The 18,946-nt window shown below is 68.8% G+C and carries 23 protein-coding genes and 4 pseudogenes; 10 read left to right on the plus strand and 17 right to left on the minus strand.

Features of this window, described 5'->3' with window-relative positions:
• Positions 1-326 (minus strand): PRC domain containing protein (locus AMK27_RS39670; RefSeq protein WP_073919326.1); only part of this gene is annotated, 326 nt, incomplete at its 3' end.
• 367 nt (positions 327-693) lie between these two features.
• On the minus strand, positions 694-855 hold the full coding sequence (locus AMK27_RS39675; RefSeq protein WP_073919256.1) for a hydrophobic protein: 162 nt from the start codon (positions 853-855) through the stop codon (positions 694-696).
• 253 nt (positions 856-1,108) lie between these two features.
• Between AMK27_RS39675 and AMK27_RS39680 the strand changes: the two genes are divergently transcribed.
• Positions 1,109-1,285: a CsbD family protein gene (locus AMK27_RS39680; protein WP_073919258.1), complete on the plus strand. Its 177-nt coding sequence runs from the start codon at positions 1,109-1,111 to the stop codon at positions 1,283-1,285.
• A 739-nt stretch (positions 1,286-2,024) separates the two neighbouring features.
• Entirely contained in the window at positions 2,025-2,312 is a 288-nt protein-coding gene (locus AMK27_RS39685) for a hypothetical protein (protein WP_143204944.1), read from the plus strand.
• A 228-nt stretch (positions 2,313-2,540) separates the two neighbouring features.
• Here the strand turns inward: AMK27_RS39685 and AMK27_RS39690 are convergent.
• A pseudogene (locus tag AMK27_RS39690) lies at positions 2,541-2,825 on the minus strand (recombinase family protein); the annotation flags it as partial.
• Positions 2,826-3,029: 204 nt separating this feature from the next.
• Here AMK27_RS39690 and AMK27_RS39695 point away from each other — a divergent pair.
• The 3 genes from AMK27_RS39695 to AMK27_RS39705 all read left to right on the plus strand — a co-directional run bounded on the left by AMK27_RS39695 (position 3,030) and on the right by AMK27_RS39705 (position 6,687).
• A complete protein-coding gene (locus AMK27_RS39695) occupies positions 3,030-3,515 on the plus strand; it encodes an STAS domain-containing protein (protein WP_079188800.1) in 486 nt (161 codons plus the stop codon).
• A complete protein-coding gene (locus tag AMK27_RS39700; RefSeq protein WP_073919259.1) occupies positions 3,512-5,743 on the plus strand; it encodes a GAF domain-containing SpoIIE family protein phosphatase in 2,232 nt (743 codons plus the stop codon). Before AMK27_RS39695 ends, AMK27_RS39700 begins: the two co-directional genes overlap by 4 nt.
• A 73-nt stretch (positions 5,744-5,816) precedes the next feature.
• Positions 5,817-6,687, plus strand: a protein-coding gene (locus AMK27_RS39705) for an IS5 family transposase (RefSeq protein ID WP_241847787.1) whose coding sequence is annotated in 2 segments (ribosomal slippage) — positions 5,817-5,843 and positions 5,845-6,687 — 870 coding nt in all. Because the reading frame shifts where the segments join, the coding sequence is not laid out codon by codon here.
• A 77-nt stretch (positions 6,688-6,764) separates the two neighbouring features.
• Here the strand turns inward: AMK27_RS39705 and AMK27_RS39710 are convergent.
• Both AMK27_RS39710 and AMK27_RS39715 read right to left on the minus strand, forming a co-directional pair.
• A complete protein-coding gene (locus tag AMK27_RS39710; RefSeq protein WP_143204945.1) occupies positions 6,765-7,028 on the minus strand; it encodes an IS110 family transposase in 264 nt (87 codons plus the stop codon).
• Between the two features lie 415 nt (positions 7,029-7,443).
• Positions 7,444-7,854, minus strand: coding sequence for an Imm10 family immunity protein (locus AMK27_RS39715; RefSeq protein ID WP_073919262.1), 411 nt, complete (start codon positions 7,852-7,854; stop codon positions 7,444-7,446).
• Between the two features lie 372 nt (positions 7,855-8,226).
• Here AMK27_RS39715 and AMK27_RS39720 point away from each other — a divergent pair, with 372 nt between their 5' ends.
• Entirely contained in the window at positions 8,227-9,267 is a 1,041-nt protein-coding gene (locus AMK27_RS39720) for an SGNH/GDSL hydrolase family protein (protein WP_241847788.1), read from the plus strand.
• Positions 9,268-9,379: 112 nt separating this feature from the next.
• Here the strand turns inward: AMK27_RS39720 and AMK27_RS42190 are convergent.
• From AMK27_RS42190 to AMK27_RS39730, 3 genes and pseudogenes are all read right to left on the minus strand, one after another.
• Positions 9,380-9,472, minus strand: a pseudogene (locus AMK27_RS42190) (transcriptional repressor LexA); the annotation flags it as partial.
• 533 nt (positions 9,473-10,005) lie between these two features.
• Positions 10,006-10,413: an STAS domain-containing protein gene (locus tag AMK27_RS39725; RefSeq protein ID WP_158076971.1), complete on the minus strand. Its 408-nt coding sequence runs from the start codon at positions 10,411-10,413 to the stop codon at positions 10,006-10,008.
• 100 nt (positions 10,414-10,513) lie between these two features.
• Complete coding sequence (locus AMK27_RS39730; RefSeq protein ID WP_073919265.1) at positions 10,514-10,903, minus strand: helix-turn-helix transcriptional regulator; 390 nt, start codon at positions 10,901-10,903, stop codon at positions 10,514-10,516.
• Positions 10,904-11,025: 122 nt separating this feature from the next.
• Between AMK27_RS39730 and AMK27_RS39735 the strand changes: the two genes are divergently transcribed.
• A complete protein-coding gene (locus AMK27_RS39735; RefSeq protein WP_198956024.1) occupies positions 11,026-11,559 on the plus strand; it encodes a DUF6233 domain-containing protein in 534 nt (177 codons plus the stop codon).
• A 38-nt stretch (positions 11,560-11,597) separates the two neighbouring features.
• Here the strand turns inward: AMK27_RS39735 and AMK27_RS39740 are convergent, their stop codons facing one another.
• Together AMK27_RS39740 and AMK27_RS43180 are read right to left on the minus strand one after the other, a co-directional pair.
• Positions 11,598-11,888, minus strand: coding sequence for a hypothetical protein (locus AMK27_RS39740; protein ID WP_143204946.1), 291 nt, complete (start codon positions 11,886-11,888; stop codon positions 11,598-11,600).
• A gap of 386 nt (positions 11,889-12,274) precedes the next feature.
• Positions 12,275-12,532 (minus strand): hypothetical protein, encoded by a 258-nt coding sequence (locus AMK27_RS43180; RefSeq protein ID WP_198956029.1) that lies wholly within the window; start codon positions 12,530-12,532, stop codon positions 12,275-12,277.
• Here AMK27_RS43180 and AMK27_RS39745 point away from each other — a divergent pair.
• Complete coding sequence (locus tag AMK27_RS39745) at positions 12,420-12,785, plus strand: hypothetical protein (protein WP_073919335.1); 366 nt, start codon at positions 12,420-12,422, stop codon at positions 12,783-12,785. The two genes, AMK27_RS43180 and AMK27_RS39745, sit on opposite strands and share 113 nt — an antisense overlap.
• A gap of 7 nt (positions 12,786-12,792) precedes the next feature.
• Here AMK27_RS39745 and AMK27_RS39750 read toward each other — a convergent pair whose 3' ends face one another.
• The 4 genes from AMK27_RS39750 to AMK27_RS39760 form a co-directional block, all read right to left on the minus strand.
• Positions 12,793-13,794 (minus strand): endonuclease/exonuclease/phosphatase family protein, encoded by a 1,002-nt coding sequence (locus tag AMK27_RS39750; protein WP_073919268.1) that lies wholly within the window; start codon positions 13,792-13,794, stop codon positions 12,793-12,795.
• A gap of 318 nt (positions 13,795-14,112) precedes the next feature.
• Complete coding sequence (locus AMK27_RS44425) at positions 14,113-14,376, minus strand: TIGR02391 family protein (RefSeq protein WP_073919270.1); 264 nt, start codon at positions 14,374-14,376, stop codon at positions 14,113-14,115.
• A gap of 6 nt (positions 14,377-14,382) precedes the next feature.
• Complete coding sequence (locus tag AMK27_RS44630) at positions 14,383-14,514, minus strand: TIGR02391 family protein (protein WP_241847791.1); 132 nt, start codon at positions 14,512-14,514, stop codon at positions 14,383-14,385.
• A gap of 182 nt (positions 14,515-14,696) precedes the next feature.
• Positions 14,697-15,605: an NAD(P)-dependent oxidoreductase gene (locus AMK27_RS39760; protein ID WP_073919271.1), complete on the minus strand. Its 909-nt coding sequence runs from the start codon at positions 15,603-15,605 to the stop codon at positions 14,697-14,699.
• 190 nt (positions 15,606-15,795) lie between these two features.
• On the opposite strand from AMK27_RS39760, the gene AMK27_RS39765 reads away from it, so the two are divergent.
• Both AMK27_RS39765 and AMK27_RS42200 read left to right on the plus strand, forming a co-directional pair.
• Entirely contained in the window at positions 15,796-16,137 is a 342-nt protein-coding gene (locus AMK27_RS39765; RefSeq protein ID WP_073919273.1) for a winged helix-turn-helix transcriptional regulator, read from the plus strand.
• A gap of 52 nt (positions 16,138-16,189) precedes the next feature.
• A pseudogene (locus AMK27_RS42200) lies at positions 16,190-16,994 on the plus strand (IS5 family transposase).
• Here AMK27_RS42200 and AMK27_RS39780 read toward each other — a convergent pair.
• The 3 genes and pseudogenes from AMK27_RS39780 to AMK27_RS39795 form a co-directional block, all read right to left on the minus strand.
• On the minus strand, positions 16,984-17,340 hold the full coding sequence (locus tag AMK27_RS39780; RefSeq protein WP_073919276.1) for a hypothetical protein: 357 nt from the start codon (positions 17,338-17,340) through the stop codon (positions 16,984-16,986). The pseudogene AMK27_RS42200 and the gene AMK27_RS39780 overlap by 11 nt on opposite strands.
• A 58-nt stretch (positions 17,341-17,398) precedes the next feature.
• A pseudogene (locus AMK27_RS43185) lies at positions 17,399-18,025 on the minus strand (IS5 family transposase); the annotation flags it as partial.
• A gap of 109 nt (positions 18,026-18,134) precedes the next feature.
• Positions 18,135-18,809, minus strand: a complete 675-nt coding sequence (locus tag AMK27_RS39795; protein WP_073919277.1) for an SMI1/KNR4 family protein — start codon at positions 18,807-18,809, stop codon at positions 18,135-18,137.
• Between the last annotated feature and the right edge of the window lie 137 nt (positions 18,810-18,946).

The raw sequence follows: 18,946 nt of genomic DNA on the forward strand, positions 1-18,946 counted from the left end.
TCGCCGACCTGCCGGTGGTAATCCTCGTTGCCAAGGTGCTTGTCCTTCTCGAACTCCGGGGCGGCCTTGATCTGGTCCTTGGTCCAGCCGACGTAGACCTTCTCCTCCTGCGCGTCGACCCGGTCGATCGTGCCCGCCGGCAGAAGAACCTCCTTGCCGAAGATCCACGGGCCGGTGTCGACCACGATGAACGAGGAACCGACCTCGTCGGAGTGCTTGTCGACCTTGCCGATGGAACCGTCGGCCGCCTCGACCTTGTAACCCGTCAAGTCGGCACCGACCGTACGACCGGACGTCTCGCGGTAGCCCCACACATTCTCAGTCATTCGAACTTCCCTCCGTGAACGGAAACCCGATCGGGAATGAAATTCTCGACCGGCCTTCTTCAGATAGATCACATATGCGACGGAACTCTCGTTCCGGCCTGGACTCCGACTTGCCCGTGTTCGCGCCGCTACACGTCCGCATTTATTCGGTTCGGGCCGGGACGGCCGCCGTTCTGTGGAGGTGAGCAGGTTCCCTGCTGCGTGACGGCCACCGCCCCGGCCCTCATGCGGCTACCCGCAGCATCGGATTTCACCGGATAGCCGGAAAAGCAACTCTCCTGGCATGACGGTGGCCGTCCAGACCCATTCGAGCGGGTGTGGACGGCCACCGTCATGCCAACCGTGAACTACGCCAGGAGCGGCCGTGCTACCAGCGGTACCAGCGGCCGCTGCTGTTCTTGGGCCGGGCAACGAAGCCGACCAGCCAGATCACCAGGACGGCGATCGCGACCCACCAGAGAATCTTCACCGCGAAACCGGCACCGAAAAGGATCAGAGCGAGCAGAAGAACAAGAAGCAGGGGAACCATAGTTATCAACCTCCGAAGCACCGGATGCCCTACCACCCCTCACCCATGCGCATGATTGCCAGTTGTTTCTTATCGACGCAGGTGGGCATAACGCGCGCGCCCGGCTCCTCACCCCCCACCTCGGGACGACTGACCACCTCGGGGAATCGGGAGAGATCTGACGCCGGCCGCCGGCGAGCCGCGCGGGTTTAGGCCCCGGAATCCTGAGCAGGCGGTGGTCACGACCAATCCGGTACTACACGAGGAGGTCCCCATGTCGGGCACCGAGAAGGCCAAGGCACAGGCCCAGCAGGCCAAGGGCAAGGCCAAGGAGAAGACGGGCCGGGCACTCGGCAACGAGCGGATGACCGCCGAAGGACACGCCGACCAGGCCAAGGGCAACGCCCGCCAGGCCAAGGAAGACGTCAAGGACACCCTCCGCCACCGCTGAACCGCACATCCCGCCGCCGGCCACGGCTCGCGGCTCAGCTGGGCCCCGACTCCCTCCCCCTGGGTCGGGGCCCAGCCACGTCCCCGGCCTGGCGCCCCAGTGTTCCCGAGCCACCGTCGACGCCATGCCACCCGTGCCCGAGGCTCGAGTGCTCCGGCCTCGACGGATTCGACGGACGGCTCAGTCGACCTCGCCGTACGGCGAGACATTCGGGCTCCACATCATCGGCGCGCTTGACGAGACGGACGAGACCATCGTCTGCCGCGTTCTGGGTGGCAAGGTCGGACACACCCTGCTGGACCGTGCCCGAGGAATCGACCCCCCGCACCGTCACAGCCCGCCGCGTGCCCGATCCACCAGCGCCATCCACGCCTTCGACCGCGACGTCTAAGCCAGCCATCGCCTACTCCATGGCCAGCGAAAACGTGCCCCCCTTCCAAGAGGCACTCCGACAACTCGCCGGAACGTCCGCCTCCCCGAACCAGGGACGAACGACCTGGCCCGCTGAACTGGGAAGCCGGGGATGCGCCGACGGCGCTCGCGACGCCCCCGACTGGCTGGGGCGCCGACGACGATGTGCCGCGGGCGCTCGACCCTGAAGCGAACAGCGGCAGGTGAGAAGGGGGTTGCGCGGCTAGGAACCTGGTCCTTCAGGGTCAGCCCGGCCCGCCACTCCAGGTCTGCCCGGCTGTCTCCTCGAGATCTCCTCCTGTCCCTGGTCACCGACGCCGTGCCCGGCGTGCTCAGCACACTGGCCGCTACCGGCGTCATCACTCTGGCCACCGCAGCCTGCACCCGCCTGCGAGCCCGCCGCGCTTCGGCCGCCACCGCCCTGGCTGAGGCCCAACGCCAGCTGCGCCGCTACACCCTGCTGCGTACCACTGGCCCGGACGGCACGCCCGTCCACTACGCCTCCACCCGTCCGCCCGGCACCATCGTGACCTACCCGGTCGACGGCCACCCGCAGCCCTTCGAGCTGACCGACGTCCCCCTCAGCGATGCCACGTACGCCGCCGAACCGCTCTAACCCACAGATGGAGAAACACGAGTGTCCCAGCAGCAGTTACTCAGCCCTGAGCAGGCGCTCATCTCCGCGAAGCGGGGCCTCGGCCTGCCGGTCATCGTCGCCATCTGCGGCTCGACCCGCTTCATGGACGCGATGACCGAGGCCGACCTCCAGGAGACCGCCGACGGCCGGATCGTCGCCCGCCTGGGCTGCAACCTGAAGGAGCCGCATCCCCGGTGGGCTGCCCCGGCGGAGCCGGAGAACCTCGCGGTGCAGGACGTCGAGCACGTCGAGGATGTGGCCGGTTCCGCGTACGAGGCGGAACATCTCAGAGATGTGCACAGTGTCGCCCGGCCGCGCGTAGGTGAGCAGCTCGCCGAACTTCGGACGCTGGAGGGGGTGGAAGCGGCTGGAGGTGCCCGGGTCCTCCTCGAAGACGACCGGGTCCTCGATCCCGGCCTCGGCCAGGACGAGGTCCTGCCGGGCGGTGGACTGCTGGTCGGTCGAGACCCGCTTGTAGACCAGGTTCGCCACCGAAGGGCCCCTTTCGTACGGAGGATCGGACCCTTATCTGTCGTCAAACCCTGTCAGCAATCAGCATCGGGTCCGATTGGATTCGGGCAGCCGTGAGCCCCCCTGATTGCGCGGGTTCATTGGACGCATCGCCTGCCTGTCGTCAAACGATCGTTTGACGACAGGCAGGTGGCGTAGGGCCGGGGAAGAGGAACCCGCCGGGGCATGCGGAGCCTGTCTACCGGTTTCTTTACGATGGGAGCCGTCGCCGTCGGTTGCTTCGTAGGGAGGAAGCTGCGGGTGTTCTCGGTGCAGGTCGCGCAGGAGGAGCGGGGAGTGGTGTTCGCGCTGCGTGGTGAGCTCGACTTCGACAGCATGGTCCAGCTGGACGAGGCCGGCCACGAGGTGCTGGCCCAGAGGCGGGGCGCGGGGCCAGTGGTGGTCGACTGCGCCGCTCTGGCCTTCTGTGACTCCTCCGGTATCGGTGCGCTGCTGCGCCTCAGGCAGCGGCTCACGGATCAGGGGCGAGTGCTGCGCCTGTCGGGCGTGCCCGCACCTGTGGCCCGGCTGTTCGCGGTGACCGGCCTGGACCAGATCTTCGACGTGTACCCCGACAGGGAACGGGCACTTGCGGCGGGTACGGAACGGCGTGACATCGTGGCCGCCGGTACAGACGAGTCGGCACAGCCGAGGGAGAGGCGGAGTTCATGACGCGCGTTCCGGGGCAGCAGGCCCCCCAACCTGCCGGGACGGCGGGAGCGCGCACCGCTGCTCGGGAAGGCGCGGATCATGATCTGCGGGCGCTGTTCGGCGACTCCGTTGCCATCTTCGCCTACCTGGCCGGGCCGGCCCACATGTTGGAGACGGCGAACGACGCCTTCTTCACCGCGATCGGCGGCCAGCGCACCGAGACCGGGCTGCCGCTCGGGCAGCTGATGCCGGAACTCGTCGAGCAGGGCTTCATCGCGCTGTTGGACCGGGTTTACCGCAGCGGCGAACCCCACACCGCCCGGGACGCCCGCGTCCTGCTCGGCGAGGGAGAACATGCCCGGGAGGGATTCTTCAGCTTCACCTACGAGCCCCGTTTGGACGCGGGCGGCAACGTCATGGGCGTGCGGGTGGTCGGGGTCGAGACCACCCAGGTCAAGCACGCCCAGCGGCTGACGGCCGAGCACCGGGTGCTACTGGAGCAGATCGCCCGCCAGGCCCCCCTGCCGGACGTGCTGGACGGCATGGCCCGCGCCATCGAGGCCCTCGCGCCCGAGGAAGTGCTGGTGTCGGTGCTGCTCGCCGACCCCGACGGCCGGCACCTGCGGCACGGGGCAGCACCCAGCCTCCCCGACTTCTACAACCGGGCCATCGACGGCATCGCCACCGGAGAGGGCGTCGGCTCCTGCGGCACCGCGGCCCACCGCCGCCAGCGCGTGACCGTCACCGACATCGCGATCGACCCGTTCTGGGACGACTTCAGGGCGCTCGCCGACCAGGCCGGCCTCGCCGCGTGCTGGTCCACCCCGATCCTGGCCCGCGACGGCGCCCTGCTCGGGACCTTCGCGATGTACCACCGCACCCCGCGCACACCTCAGGAAGCCGACCTCGCCCTGGCGAGGGTCTTCGCCGACACCGCCGCTCTGGCCATCGAACGCCACCACGCGGAGCAGGCCCGGAGAGCGGCCGAGGCACGGGAGAAGGCCGCCCGCGACGACCTCACCTTCCTCCTGGAGGCCAGCAGCGCGCTCACCTCCGACCTGGACGCCGCCCAGGCGCTGTCGAAACTGGCCGGCTCCTGCGTACCGAAGCTGGCCCCGCTGTGCACGGTCGACCTCATCGAGGGCGGCCGAGTGCGCCGCATCGCCGCCGCCGCCCCCACCCAAGGCGCGCGGGACCTGCTCACCTCCCACATCCCCGTCTACGACGCCGCCGACGACGCCGTCGCCCGTGTCCTGGCCTCCGGCACCACCGAGGTCGCCCGGCGCACTCCCACCGGACCCGGCCCCTGGCACGACCTGAATGTCACCGGCTACCTGTGCGTCCCCCTCATGGACCGCGACCAGGCATTCGGCGCCGTCACCCTGCTGTCCACCGGCGACCACAGCTTCGACGGCCACACCGTCGCCCTGGCCGAGGAACTCGCCCGCCGCGCCGCCTCAGCTGCACGCAACGCCCGCCAGTACACCCACCGGGCCGCCCTCGCCCGCGATCTCCAAGCCGGGCTCCTCCTGCCCGACCTGCCCGACGTACCCGGCGCCGACGTCGCGACCTACTACAGCCCGGCCGGCGAAGGACTCGACATCGGCGGCGACTTCTACGACGTCTTCCCCCTCAAAGACGGCCGGTGGGCATTCCTCCTCGGCGACGTGTGCGGCCGTGGCGCCATCGCCGCCACCACCACCGCCCTGGTCCGCCACACCGCCCGCGCCGTCGCCTCCCGCCTCCCGGGCCCCGCCGACGTCGTACAGGCCGTCAACGAAGCCCTCACCGACAGGCCGAGCAGCCACGGAACCGGCTTCGTCACCCTTGTCTACGGCCAGCTCACCCCCACCGCCGACGGCCTCGACATCGAACTCGTCCGCGCCGGCCACAACGCTCCCCTCCACCGGCAGGCCCCCCACACCGTGCACAGCCTCGACGCGAAGGGGCTCCTGCTCGGCGTCACCCCCCACACCCACGTCACACCGCACCACCTCCACCTGCGCCCCCACGAGAGCCTGGTCCTCTACACCGACGGCATCTCCGAAGCCCGCCGCCAGGACGGCGAAATGTTCGGCGACCAGCGGATCGCGCAGACAGTAGCCGACCTCCCCGGCCACCCCCGCCCCCAGCAGATCATCGACGGCATCATCACAGCGCTGCACACCTTCACCCACGGTGGCGACATCGACGACGACCAAGCGATCCTCATCCTCACCGCCACCCCTCGCCGCCCGGCGACCCCGTAAGCGACCGGTGCCGGGCTAGGTCGTGCTTTGAAAGTCGGCTCTGCTCCGCGCCCCGCAACGTGATGATCGCGGTGTGGGGCGAGGGGATCTTTCTGACAAGGCAGTGGGCGGTGCTGGAGCCGCTGTTGCCGATCGCGGTGCTGGGGCGGCCGTCGTTGGGCCAGCGGAGGCTGATCGATGGGATCCGGTGGCGGGTGCGGACCGGTGCTCCGTGGCGGGATCTGCCGTCGGAGTATGGGCCGTGGCAGACGGTCTACGGACTCTTCCGTCGCTGGCAGCGTGACGGCACCTGGCCCGAACTGCTGACCCGGTTGCAGGTCCGTGCCGATGCGGCCGGGCTGATCACGTGGGAGGTCAACGTCGACTCCACGATCTGCCGAGCCCATCAGCACGCCGCGGGCGCCCGCCGCGACGGCCAGGCCCAGAAGGAACCGCCGGGCGGAACCCGTGCCGAGCCCGACGACCACGGCCTGGGCCGGTCCCGGGGAGGCTTCACCACCAAGATCCACCTGGCCTGCGAGCAAGGCCAAAGGCCGCTATCTCTGCTGGTCACCGCAGGTCAGCGTGGTGACAGCCCTCAGTTCACCGCTGTCCTGGAAAGCATCCGGGTGCCCCGCACCGGACTCGGCCGTCCCCGTGTCCGGCCGCTGCGAGTGCGGGGCGACAAGGCGTACTCCTCCCGCGCCAACCGGGCCTACCTTCGAAAGCGGGGAATCCGGTGCACGATTCCGGAGCCTGCCGACCAGGCCGCTCACCGCAAACGGCGGGGGAAGGGCGGTGGGCGGCCTCCTGCGTTCGATCGCGAGGGCTACAAGGCCCGGCACGCGGTCGAGTGCGGGATCAACCGACTCAAGCGCAACCGGGCGGTGGCGACGCGGTTCGACAAGCTTGCGGTCCGCTTCGAGGCCACCGTCCTGGTCGCCGCGATCGGCGAATGGATATGACGGGCCTGAGCGGTCGGTTCCTGCACGAGAACGATGCAGCCTGGCTCACTGCAGGCCGGGACGGGGCACTGTTGCCCTCACGGTCGCGCAGTGGCTACCCAGGCGGCAGTGACGCCGGCACCGTAGGACGAGGTGCCTTCCACGCCGACCGCGACCACCTGGCCATGCGCGTTCAGGAAGGCCAGGGCCGCCGCGTATCCGGCTGCGGCGGTGGTGAACTCGGCGTCCGCGAGGTGGCCACCGTTGTCGCTGACGACCGCGACGTGGAGAGTGTCGGCGTGGGAGTCGACCCCGCCGAACACGTACTGGTCCGCGGCATCCGCTGCGACCACTGATGTCATTCCGATGACGCCTTCCAACCGGTGGACGGCACCGGCCGGGGGCGCAGACAGGACATTGAGGAGGCTTCCCGCCAGGCTCCTATCAGGGTCATGTTCCGCCCGGCCGGAGCCATGAGAACAGGCTCCGGAGGCCGGACAGAACACCTTGAGGACAACCCAGCAGGGCGTCAGTCAGTGCCCGAGCCACGACCACCGGAACCTGAGTATCAGCATCAATGTCAGTGCCAGCCAGTGCAGGCCTTGAGCCGTTCACCGGCGTTCGCGGCGCACCCGCGGACGAGGCAACCCGGCGGGCTGCCTGACGGCGGGCCGATCCGTTCGGCTCCCGCGGTTGTCGACGGTCACGCAATTCCCCACGGATCGCGTCTTCGGCTTCACGTAATTCCCCACCCCCGGGCCCGGTCCAGTGGCCGGCTCAGACGGCTACACGAATGGGCACAGCGTCCGCGCGCCCGTAGGCGAGCACCTGGGCGAGGACTTCACGGAACAGGATGACGTCCTCGGCCGGTGCTTCGATGACGGCCTCGATCTCGCTATCGCTCAACCGCAGGTCCTCCAGTGCATCAGGGTTGAGCGAGACGCGGAGGACGTTGCCCGTCAGCACGGCTTCGCGTACACAGCCGTACGCGGTTCCCTGCCCGGCTGTGACCAGGCAGTGTGTGTCCATGCCCAAGGCGACCTCCTGATCATCTGGGTCGTCCTCGCCTGCCATGAACATCAGGATGAAGCCGCTTCCGTCCTCCCCCTCGGCGAGAGCAGCTTCGGTGAAGTAGCCGTCAGGGTCGATCTCTGTTGTGGCGACACGAGCAGTGAATCGGTACGTCATGACGGGGTTCTATCAGCGCGTTCAACCGAGGCGGGACACAGGGGGCTGAGCGCCCACGCTCCCCTCCAGGGACGGTGCCCACGAGGTGAACTCCGGGATCACCCTGGGCAAGATCGTGAACTTCTGGCTGGGGAGTTACGTGAGCGTCCACAGCGGTGTCGGCTCAGGGCGACGTTCCCGGGGCCGCCGACGGCACTGCTGCCGATCCGTGCGCGGTCACGGCAACGTGAAAGATCTGATCATTTAGCTCGATCGTGGGTGATCGGCCAGGTTCGCGGAACGGATGGTTCCGCAGCCGGGATGATCTTGGACGTTGCCTTCGCCCGGGTCGCGTCCCGTCCCCGGGCGTCTCTCGCCGACTCTGGAGCATCCGTGCGACACCCTGTCTCCCGCCCGCGCGTGCGCGCCCTGACCGTGGGGCTCGCGCTGGCCGCGTCCGCCCTCCTGCCCTTCGGTTCGGCCGGTGCGGCCGACCAGTACGAATGGGCCGCGCTGGGCGACTCGTACACCGCCGGCGTCTTCGTCGGCGACCCGCTGCCCGCGCTGGGCGACGCGTCCCGTGACGGCTGCGACCGCACCAGCAGCGCCTACCCCAGCCTGGTCCAGAACGAGCTGGACGAGTTCCCGCCGGGCAAGCCCGTCCACCTGACCAACATCAGCTGCGGCGCAGCTGTCATCACGGACATCGCCACCACCAAGCAGAAGCCGATCAGCCCGGTCGAGCAGCCCGAGACCGGCTGGCCAGCGGTGGACACGCAGATCAAGCGGGCCGGCCTGAACGACCAGACCAACATCGTCACCATCGGTGTCGGCGGCAACAGCCTGCCCTTCGGCGGCATGCTCCTCAAGTGCCTCGAAGAGGGCGCCAAGGTCTCCGGCTCCTGCCGCGAGCACTACACCAACCCCCCGGAGGGCGAGGAGAACATCGAGGACAAGCTCGAACGGGTCCAGAACGAGTACATCCAGATGCTGGCCGAGGTCCACACCGCCGCACCTAACGCCAAGGTGATCACCGTCGGCTACCCGGCCGTCCTGCCCGAAGACAGCAGCGACTGCAACCGCCTCGCCCTGACCGAACTCAGCCTCATCAAGCACGCCGACATCGACTGGCTCCGCGACGACGTGCTCAAGCAGCTGAACAACACGATCCAGCGCGTCTCCAACTTCTTCGGCGACCAGTACGTCGACATCTACTCCTCCAGCGAAGGCCACGACGCCTGCCAGCCCACCGACGAGAAGTGGGTCGAGGGTCTCTGCGGCGACGCCGGAGGCTACTGGCCCGCCGCGATCGGCAAGCTGAACTGCGGCATCGTCGACAAGCGCGCCACCCTGGTCCACCCCAACGCGGCGGGCCACGAGAACGCCGCGAACCACGTCGAGCGAGCCATCCGCCTGGCCCTCCTCCAAAGCTGACCTGACACCGACACCGGAGCCCCGAAACCCGCGCGGAAGCGCGGCCCGGGGCTCCACCGTTTCTCCTGCGGCTCACGGCGGCGCAGCCGGGTTCAGCGGCGCCCGGCGGCTCCTACAGGGTGCGCAGGACAGCCACGACCTTGCCGAGGATGACCGCGTCGTCGCCCAGGATCGGCTCGTAGGCGGGATTGTGAGGCATCGGCCAGCTGCCCCCGGAGGAGTCCGAGCTGGACGACTTCCTGCTCTCCGGCGACAACGACCCGCACACCCTCATGACCCCGAAGTCGGCGAGTGGGTGCTCGACCGGCTGGCCGACTGAAGACCCCACGGCCCGGACCCGCTCGGCTTCTGCCGGAACGCGGAGGGCGGGCCCCGCAGCGGCAGTACGGCTCCATGGCCATCTCCCCCGCGTGTGCCTGTTGCGCCGTTGCCGGGGTGTGGGGCAGGCGGGCTGCGGCGGGGCCGACGACGGTCAGCGGGATGCCCAGGCCTTCGCACAGGCGGCGGGCCCGGGTGAGCACACTGAGGGAGGCGGGTGAGGGGGTCGGGGGCGGACAGCTGGATCCGCACAGGCCGCGGGTGGTGGGTGAACAGGAGCGTCTCGACGTGCAACGCGGCCGCCGCCCGGCTGGATACGTCCAGGTCGTGCAGGAGTGCCAGGTGCAGGACGCCGTCCTCGATCGCGTACCGCATCAGCTTGCTTCCTTCCGTGCTGTCCTTCCTGTGGCCTCCGCCGTCCTACTCGCGGCCCGGGGGGCGCTGCAGGCCCGGTATCTGGCGGCCCCGCGGTGTCGGTGCGTCAGTGCCGGCGCCCACGCGTGGCACATGGGCGGGCGTGGTGAACACGTGATGGGTTCGGGTGATCTGCAGCAGGCGCGCGGTCCGCGGGCCGAGGGCGCTCAGCACGAGGGTCTTCCCGGCTTGCTGGGCCAGTTGGTTCAGGTGGAGCAGGACATGCAGAGCGGTGCAGTCGCAGAAGGTGACGCCGGACAGGTCGATGTCGAGGCCGCGGGCGCTGGAGTCCAGGGCCGCGACGAGCGTCCGGCGTAGCTCGTGGGCGTTGTCCGTATCGATCTCACCGCACACGCGGGCCAGCATCCGCCGGGGGCCCGGCTCGATGACCACAGCCAGGGGCGGCGAAGTCATAGTGCCGTCGTCGCCTTCTGCCGTTGTCGCGCTGAAGCGTGGGGGCGGTGTGTGCATGGCCTGTCCCTTCGCTGCCCTGTAGCGGTGCGGGTGTGGGCGGTCAGTCGGCGCCGAGGTGTCGCGCAGGTCCCCCGGGTGCGCCCCGCTCATGATGATCACCGTCCTTCGTGCCGCGGGGTTCCGCCTCGGCGGTCTGGTCGAGGTCGACCAGCAGTTGCAGCAGGTCCGCAATCTCGTGTCGCCCCTCGGCGGGGTGGCGAAACAAGGTCCCGGGTGTCACCTCGTAGTGGTTGCGTCGGCCATGACGCTGGCGCGTCAGGTATCCGGCAGTCTCCAGATCCGTGACGATGGCCTGCGCCGCGCGCTCCGTCAGCCGGCAGTCCCCGGCCAGGTCACGCAGCCGAATCTCCGGATCTCGAAAGATCATGGCGAGGATCCGGGCGTGGTTTGTGACGAACGTCCAGCTGAGGCGTGACTCCACCGGTTCCATGCCCGAAATTATAGGATTTACGACTCCTGTTTGGCCAAACCGGAATCTGCATTCCGGTAAACACCCGCCGTGCCCCTGCGCAGTCCTGTGACGGTGCGGGACCGGCTGTTTACGGTGGTCACGTGACGACATCCCCCGAGCCCGGGTTCGAGCCGGTGCCCATCCGCGTGGTCCTGCCGGACGGACAGGAGATCGTGGGGCGCCTGTACGCGCGCCGACAGCTTCCTGAGGGCTGGGTGTACCTCATCTCCATCCCGGTCTACCAGAACACCGCCGACGGACACGTCGAGCCCGTGGAGTACCGGATGTGGCTCCGCCCCCAGGACCACCTGAGGCCTGTCGACGGTGTGTCGTACGACTCCGTACCCACCGAACGGATCGAACCGCCGTCGCTCGTCGAGCAGATCCTGGGTCCCCGCCGGCCTTCCGGGTGGGTCCTGGAGAACCTCGGCGGGCGGCGTGGCCGTTCGCAGGCCGTGGTGCATGCCGCCGACTGCGGCGAGGCCCCGACGAACGCGCCCCGGCTGTCGCTGGACCGGGCGCTCGACGCCGCCGGACGGCCCGGCGTCCGGCTGTGCTCGACCTGCGGCGCGGCCCAGGAACTAGACCCCGCCCTACGGGCATTCGACGCTGAGTCCGGAGGCGACAAACGGTAGAGGGTCGCGGGGGGTCCACGGCCGCGCGAGCGCAGCGGCTAGAAGTCGGGCGTGAGCTTCGTGTTCAGGACCGTCACCCACGCCGCCGGGTCGGGGCGAGGGTCCGGCCCCCGGAACACCGCCGCGTCGGCCGTCTCCATCCCCAGGAGCTGCACGGCGCTCTGGTCCGGGTGCGCGGCCGCCACGTGGGCGCCGGCCTCCGCAAGAACCGCCGCCATCGACTCACCCGCCAGGATCACCCGGCCCACGCCCGAACACCCCTTGCACCGCATCCACACCACGTCTACGCCGGTCTCGCTGATCGCCTCCATGCCATACGCAACGAGCACCACGCCGGGGGAACACGGCGCCTGAGCCAAGATCGTTCTCGCCTAATTAGGCGAGAACGATCTTGGCTCAGGCCCTGCAGGGTGCGGAGGCTGGGGGGCGGCCCGACGGTACTGCCCCCGGGGTGTTGCCCCTGGGCGACGGGCCTCGCCCGCGCACGCCATACCGGCACGGGCTGCGCCGACCCTACAAGACAAGATCAGTGCCCGAGCAGCATGCGTCCGGTCCCCGGCAGGGGGGAGGCAGGGGACCGGACGGGCGACAGCGCCGGAGACTTCGCCAGCAGCCACAGCCGTCAGGTTAAGCGCCCACCGCGCGAAAGCGCGGGACGTGAGGCACCCCCGGCGCGCTGCTGCGGCCTCAGCCTCCCTGGCGCCAGGAGACGGAGCTAGGGGGTGTCTCCCGTCCACTCCCACGGGCCGGGGCTCCGTCGGCGAGGGGCTCGTACAGGGCGCGGCCCCCCGGGGCCGAACGCACCTGCCTCGGTGATGAGGGCGGCTCCGTCGGCGATGGTGTCCGCGGTCCAGCCGGTGATGTCGACGAGCAGCCTGTCGAGCGGCCCGCCCACCAGCTCGGCGTACGGCCAGTCTTCCTCCAGCGAGAACAGCGACCGCATCGACGCCCCCTCCGAGGACGCGCTGTTCATGCAGATCAGCGAACTCAACAACTCCGACAACACCTATGTGGTCGTCCAGCCCGACGAGGACGACCCCGTCTGGTTCGCCTCCGTGGCCGTCCTCGATGAAGGCGGCTACGAGGTCGTCCGCCGTGACACCGCCCGCGACGAGCACGAGGTCACCACGGCGACCAGCACCAACGACATCGCCCGCGACCTCACCAGCTGGATAGCCGCCCGCGACTTCCCCGGACGGCCAACCAGGCAGGTCAGCGAGTTCTAAGCACGTCCTAGTTCTCCCAGGCGGCAGCACCCCGCAGCAGATGGTGGTCCGCCACCTTGTCCGTGCACTCCATAGCGTCGCCTCGTACGGTCGTGAACCAGTAGTAGCTCAGGAAGATGTAATCGATCTTCGCAGTGCTCTTGGTGGCATCCGAGCACTCCCCGCTGGCGGTGGGCTCGCCGCTACGGCAGCGGTCTGCGCTCAGGTCGCAGCCCCCAGACGCGAACTGGCTCTTGTCGTTCTCGTCGACCTCCTGAAGGACACCGGTGGAAGGCTTACCCTCGGTGTCCGCCCCGTGGTTGTAGAGGGGATTCATGTCGGCGTGCTGCGGGCGCTGGTTGAAGTCACCGGCGAGCACCACAGGGTCTCCCGCGTTGGCGAAACCACGGGTGATCGAGGCTACTGCAGCAGTCTGGGCTGTGGTGTTTTGCGCGTTGAAGTCGATGTGAGTGTTGCAGGCGCGGACGGTACGCGCGTCCACGGTGGCCTTGGCGCAGAGCAGGATGCGGTCTTCCGCCTGTAGCGGCTCGGGCAGGAAGTCGACGCTCCTGGTGTCCAGGTCGATCGTGCCAGGGCCGCCCTTCGCGAAGATGGCAAGGCCGAAACGTAGTTCACCCGGCTCGTTCGTTGCCGGTGTGGGGTCCCACCGCTTGCAGCCGGAGTAGGACGGGAGCGATGCGCCCCAGGTGGTGTCGTACTTGACGCCGGTACGGTTCGCGAGGTGGTCGCGCAGCATCAGCCACTGTCCGTAACAAACTTCCTGGAACATGACCAGGTCCGTGTCCCAGTAGTCGATCGCGTGGACGATGGCGTTCCGCCATTCCACCTTTTCCGCGTCGTTCCTGGTCTTGCAGGTCAGCGAAGCGCCGCAGATGTTGTAGGAGAGGAAGCGCAGGGTGGGGGCGGTATCTCTATCGACCACGTCTGCTGTGGCGGGGGCGGTGCCTGCCGTGAAGAGAAGCCCGACGGAGAAGACCGCCGCTAGCAGGGCTCTGAGTATTGCGCGCATCGATGCATCCTTTCTAGATCGATTAGGCAGGCCGCATAGTCTCATGCCGCTTCGCTCAGTTGAGATGTCCACGCTGAGGCTCGCATACCGCCGGCCCAGCCAGCGCTGCCGACGATGCCACCGATCCGCACCTGCACCATGCTCGGAGTCCGGGCCGGGCCGCCGACAGCCAGCCGTCCAGTCGCGCAGCAGCCGCCCCGTTGGCATTCGAGTCGTCTGAACAGTGAAACGAGAGCAGTTCGAGCTGACTGACGCGGTGCTAGCGGAAGGCACCTACTACCGCGGAGCACCACCCCCGATAGACGAAGGCCCGCGGTTCTACGTTGTTGTGCCCGCCTGCGGGCGCTTGGCGCGTTCGACCTGCCGAAGCAGCCGGTCGGCGAACTGGATGATATCGGCCGCCTCGATCGGGTCGTCGAAGTCGACGGTGCGGTGGCCGGCGGGATTCTTGTACGCGCCCAGGGCGCCGGCGAACAGCGCGGAGGCGGCTTCCTGCTCACCGCCTTCAGCTTCGGCGTCGGCGAGCGGGCCGCCCGCCTTGCCGTTCTGGTGCGGCTGGAACGCTGCGCGCATCAGCTTCACGCCGACCTACGGGTTGTCGAGCCCGGAGGCGTTCCGGACGGCGACTTCGACCGCTTTCATCGCGGTGAAGCACGCGGTTTCGTAGTCGCCCAGGTCGAAGTTGGTGCGCACGGTGTCTTCGAGGGCGGTCGAGTCCACGATCAGCCGGGCTCACCAGCACGCCATACGGAGGAGCTGGCCACACGGTGATCGCCACCCTGGATGGCGCGGAACTGGCGGCCAAGGTCGCCCGCAGCGCCACTCCCCTGGAGGTCACGGGCGGGCACCTGGCCCGACTGGTCGCCTCGTACCGATGACGCGGACGAGACGAATGGGAGGCGTCACGACGGTCGTCGTGCGCCGGAGGACTCCCCCCTGAGCACTTCGGTCAGTGCCGAGACACTGTGGCCGCCGTGGCCAGCCTCGACCGCACGTCGCAGCAGGTCGTTCAGCGGTTCGATCCAGGTCGTGTCGACGTTCGCCTCCACGCCCAAGGCCCTGTCGTGGGCCGCGCCCGCGAGAAACATGTCCACGGAGGAGGCCGCGTCCGTGTAGTTGCCGCTGTCGATCTCCTTGGCGTAGCCCGGCAGCAGGGACTTGATCATGTCAAGCCACTTGCCGGCGAACCGCACCATGCTGTCCGCCTCAAGGCCCCGGGCCTGGAGGGCGGCGGCACCCTGGAAGAACCCGACGAGCGCGGGCAGCAGCATCGCGCCCACCGCCATTTCATACAACGCGGCGAGGTCGGTCTCGGATCCCAGGTGGACGGTGTCTCCGCCCAGCACCCTCAGGGTCGTCTCGTACTCGTCGAAGACCGACTTGTCGCCGCCGTAGTACAGCAGCGTGTCCGGCGCTCCCACGGCCGCCGGCACGTTCTTGACGGCCCCTGCCAGGAATCGGGCGCCGTGACCGGCAGCCCAGGCCGCCGTCGCGCGGGCGTCGGCGGGCGCACCGCTGTTCAGCGTGACGAGGGCCCGTCCGGACAGCGCCGCCCCAGCCGGTTCCAGCGCGGACCGGGTGTCCTCGAAGGTGGTCAGACAGGTCACGACCAGTGGGCTTGCCTCCACCGCGGCCCACACTGATCCGGCGTGGGCGGCGCCCCCGGCGACCAGCGGGGCCGCCTTGGCGGGCGTACGGTTCCATACCGTTGTCGGGTGCCCTGCGCCGAGAAACGCCTCGGCCAGTGCTCGGCCCATCGAACCGAGCCCGATCACGGTCACGGGGGTGGGAATGGCCTGGTCGTCAGACATGAGTTACTCCAGCCGGTAGTCGGTGATTCGCGAGCACGCGGGCACCTGCGCAGGTGCGCGTCGAGTGGCGCCGCCGGCCGCCAACAGGCGCTTCCGTCACGGCACTTCACTCATCCTGGAGTGCCACACACATTCCGACAAGTACCTACAATTCTGTTCGGTACCAACACTTCTGTAAGGGGGATTGCTGATGGCCAGGCGGACCTACACCTGCGGACTCGACGCTGCCATCGCCGTGATGGGCGGCAAATGGAAGGGGCTGATCCTCTTCTCGCTGGGTGATGGACCTCTGCGGTTCGGGGAGTTACGGCGGACGGTGGCCGGCATCAGCGAGCGGATGCTGATCCTCCAGCTCCGCGAGATGGAGGCCAGTGGACTGGTGCACCGCGAGGTCCACCAGCAGGTCCCACCCAAGGTGGAGTACTCCCTCACCAGGTTCGGCGACTCCCTCAACAATGCGATGGGGCCGCTCGGCAAGTGGGGCGAGGAACACCTGGAGCGCATCGAGGCGATCTCCCGGGACCCGGACTAAGACGTGGTTTCTTATGGCGTGATCGTTCATTGATCCGTGCGTGGCGGATCTCGTGGAGCGACTGGTGCCAGACGAGTTGTGGGCGCTGTTCCGGCGAGTGGTGCCACCGACCGAGGTGATACGTCCGCAGGGCGGTGGCCGACGCAGGGCCGGTGACCGCGAAGCTCTGGCGGCGATCATCTTCGTGGCAACGTCGGGCTGCACCTGGCGGCAGTTGCCGCCGGTGTTCGGCCCGGCCTGGCCCACGGTCTACCGCCGGTTCGCCCAGTGGAGCCGGGACCGGGTCTGGGCGAGGCTCTACCGCGTGATCCTTGACGAACTCCGAGCGCGGGGCGAGCTGGGCTGGTCGCGGTGCGCGATCGACTCGGTCAGTCTGCGGGCGGCAAAAGGGGGCCGCTGACGGGACCGAATCCGACCGACCGCGGCAAGCTGGGATCGAAGATTCATCTGATCTGCGTCCGGAACGGACTGCCGCTGTCGTGCATCTCCGGCGCGAACATGCACGACAGTCTGGGTCTGGAGCCGCTTGTGCGCGGCATCCCACCGATCCGGTCCCGCCGTGGTCCCCGGCGTCGGAGGCCGGCGAAGCTGCATGCGGACAAGGGCTATGACTACGACCACCTGCCCCGATGGCTTCGCGAGCGCGGTATCGCCATCCCATTGCCCGCAAGGGTGTCGAGTCCTCGCAGCGGCTGGGCCGGCATCGGTGGGTGATCGAGAGAACCGTTTCCTGGCTGGCCGGCTGCCGACGACTTCACCGTCGCTACGAACGCAAGGCCGAACACTTCCTCGCCTTCGTCGGCGTAGCCGCAGCCCTCATCGGCTACCGCCGACTGGCGGCTCTGCTCACGGCCTGAGCTGGTTCTGCTGTACGTCGAAGCAGATCAGGCCCGTGGACTCCGCGACGGCCGCCGCGTACGCCGACGCCTCCTCCGCCATGCTCCACCGCATGGGGAAGTAGATCAGCGGGCCGCTGGCCGCGCCGATTAGCGGCCCGGTTGACCAGGGCGAGGTGTCCTCCTCGTCCTCGGTGGGGTCGCACCACCGCTCAAGCAACGCGGCCACGTAAGCCGCGATGCGCTCGGACGGAGGCTCTTCCACCTCGCTGTCGATGTAGCGGTCGTACAGGTCGTCAAAGACCCGGCCAGCGGTCTTGTCATCAGCCGGTTTATCGCCTACCCAGACAGCAAGGTCGTAGCTCATGCCAGGAGGCTCTCATGCCGCTCTGACAGCCATGAGAAACGACGTCTTAGACCGTGTCCTATGTGGTGAGGCAGAGGAGTCGCTTGTAGCAGCAGATGGCTGCGGCCAGGCTGAGAAAGGCTAGGTAGTGGCGGGGAAGACACGCTCATTGCGGTGGTTGAGCCGGCGGTAGCCGGTCAGCCAGGACATAGTCCGCTCGATCACCCCCCAGCGGCGGCGTCCGAGGCGTTCTGACGACTCGATGCCCTTGCGGGCGATGCGGACGACGATGCGTTTCCCGCGGAGCCATTTTCGCAGCTCAGGTATGTCGTGGCCCTGTCGGCGTGCAGGCGCCGGGGTTTGATATAGCGGCCACGGTGGGGGTCGTGTCTCGTTTGGTGACCCAGCACCACGGGCTTCAAGGCCTGGTTGGCGTGGGTGTTGGCGGCCGAGAGGCCGACGAGGAGGGGCAGCCGGTTCGCGTCCGACAGGACGTGCCTCTTGGAACCCGCTTTGCCCCGGTCCACGGGCTCGGGCCGGTGAGGCCGCCTCCTTTTTCGCCCGGACGTGGGCGGAGTCGAGGACTGCCCGGGACAGGTCGAGCAGGCCGGCATCGTCGAGGCGGTGCAGGATCTCCTCGTGCAGCCGACCCCACACCCCGGCCCTGGACCAGATCAGGCCTCCTGTTGCGCGTCAACTTCGACACCCACGGCCGCGCAGGAGGCTCTGTCTGCATGCATGCACGGGCCGCAGATCCCCCAGCCGGGTGACGGGCGCCAAGTCGCGGATCTCCAAGCTCGGCAGCAGGCTTCCTGCTATCGGTCCAGGTCGCAGGCAGTCTCGGCGGCTACGAGCCACCCGAGGTACCAACTGGCGAAGTCCGAGGGGGAGCCGTCGGTCTCGGGCATCGGATGAAGATCCGTGCCGCTGCTGCGATCGTCACGCCACATTCGGCCGCGTTCCGGTCCGGTGACGACCAGCCAGACCGCCCTCCCGCAGCCCTCATCACACAGGCAAAGTGCCCCGGCTGTGCGGCGCGGATCGTACTGCACCTCGCCCAGACGCTCCTCCCACGCCTCAAACGCCGCGTCGAGATCGGCGAGGTCGTCGAAGTCGTCCTGCAACGGCCGCTCAGCCAGGATCGCGACCGCTGCCTCCGGGTCCGCCCCTCCCGGAAACGGCTCCGCGAACATTCCTGGCTCGGCCTCCTCAATGAGTTCTCCGACCCAGCGCCAGCCCGCAGAACCGCCGCGCCGCACCGGGAAAATGCCGTACGCCGGACCGGCCCCGCCAGCTCCGACACGCAGAAGGAACGAGCGATAGTCCTCGGGCAGATCAACGTCGAGCCACACCTCGAGGTCGGCCACCTCGGCAGCGGTTAGAGGGGCATCGAGCTCAAAGCCGTGCGCCCCCGCCCCGAACACTTTGCCGCTGCCCGGCACGGCAGCCAGAGCCAGAACCCGATCACGCACCCCGGTCCAGTCGGCCATGGTGCCCAACCCTACCGGCCGCCGCCGGCGCTCGACCTTCGAGGGTCGGCGACACCGACGACCGGTGGCCCCACCGCCAAACCCATCAAGGCCAGGGGATCACCCGACCGGTTCGGCGGCCTCGAACTCGCGACCAT

The organism is Streptomyces sp. CB02009 (assembly GCF_001905825.1).
GTDB lineage: Bacteria > Actinomycetota > Actinomycetes > Streptomycetales > Streptomycetaceae > Streptomyces.

Bases quoted from the DNA above. Each gene is read 5' to 3' on its own strand.
- AMK27_RS39795 (WP_073919277.1), bottom strand. From the start codon at position 18,809: ATGGCCGACTGGACCGGGGTGCGTGATCGGGTTCTGGCTCTGGCTGCC.
- AMK27_RS39730 (WP_073919265.1), bottom strand. From the start codon at position 10,903: ATGGAACCGGTGGAGTCACGCCTCAGCTGGACGTTCGTCACAAACCAC.
- AMK27_RS39675 (WP_073919256.1), bottom strand. From the start codon at position 855: ATGGTTCCCCTGCTTCTTGTTCTTCTGCTCGCTCTGATCCTTTTCGGT.
- AMK27_RS39725 (WP_158076971.1), bottom strand. From the start codon at position 10,413: ATGACTTCGCCGCCCCTGGCTGTGGTCATCGAGCCGGGCCCCCGGCGG.
- AMK27_RS39695 (WP_079188800.1), top strand. From the start codon at position 3,030: ATGCGGAGCCTGTCTACCGGTTTCTTTACGATGGGAGCCGTCGCCGTC.
- AMK27_RS39715 (WP_073919262.1), bottom strand. From the start codon at position 7,854: ATGACGTACCGATTCACTGCTCGTGTCGCCACAACAGAGATCGACCCT.
- AMK27_RS39700 (WP_073919259.1), top strand. From the start codon at position 3,512: ATGACGCGCGTTCCGGGGCAGCAGGCCCCCCAACCTGCCGGGACGGCG.
- AMK27_RS39750 (WP_073919268.1), bottom strand. From the start codon at position 13,794: ATGCGCGCAATACTCAGAGCCCTGCTAGCGGCGGTCTTCTCCGTCGGG.
- AMK27_RS43180 (WP_198956029.1), bottom strand. From the start codon at position 12,532: ATGAACAGCGCGTCCTCGGAGGGGGCGTCGATGCGGTCGCTGTTCTCG.
- AMK27_RS39710 (WP_143204945.1), bottom strand. From the start codon at position 7,028: ATGACATCAGTGGTCGCAGCGGATGCCGCGGACCAGTACGTGTTCGGC.
- AMK27_RS39760 (WP_073919271.1), bottom strand. From the start codon at position 15,605: ATGTCTGACGACCAGGCCATTCCCACCCCCGTGACCGTGATCGGGCTC.
- AMK27_RS39745 (WP_073919335.1), top strand. From the start codon at position 12,420: ATGTCGACGAGCAGCCTGTCGAGCGGCCCGCCCACCAGCTCGGCGTAC.
- AMK27_RS39780 (WP_073919276.1), bottom strand. From the start codon at position 17,340: ATGAGCTACGACCTTGCTGTCTGGGTAGGCGATAAACCGGCTGATGAC.
- AMK27_RS39765 (WP_073919273.1), top strand. From the start codon at position 15,796: ATGGCCAGGCGGACCTACACCTGCGGACTCGACGCTGCCATCGCCGTG.
- AMK27_RS39680 (WP_073919258.1), top strand. From the start codon at position 1,109: ATGTCGGGCACCGAGAAGGCCAAGGCACAGGCCCAGCAGGCCAAGGGC.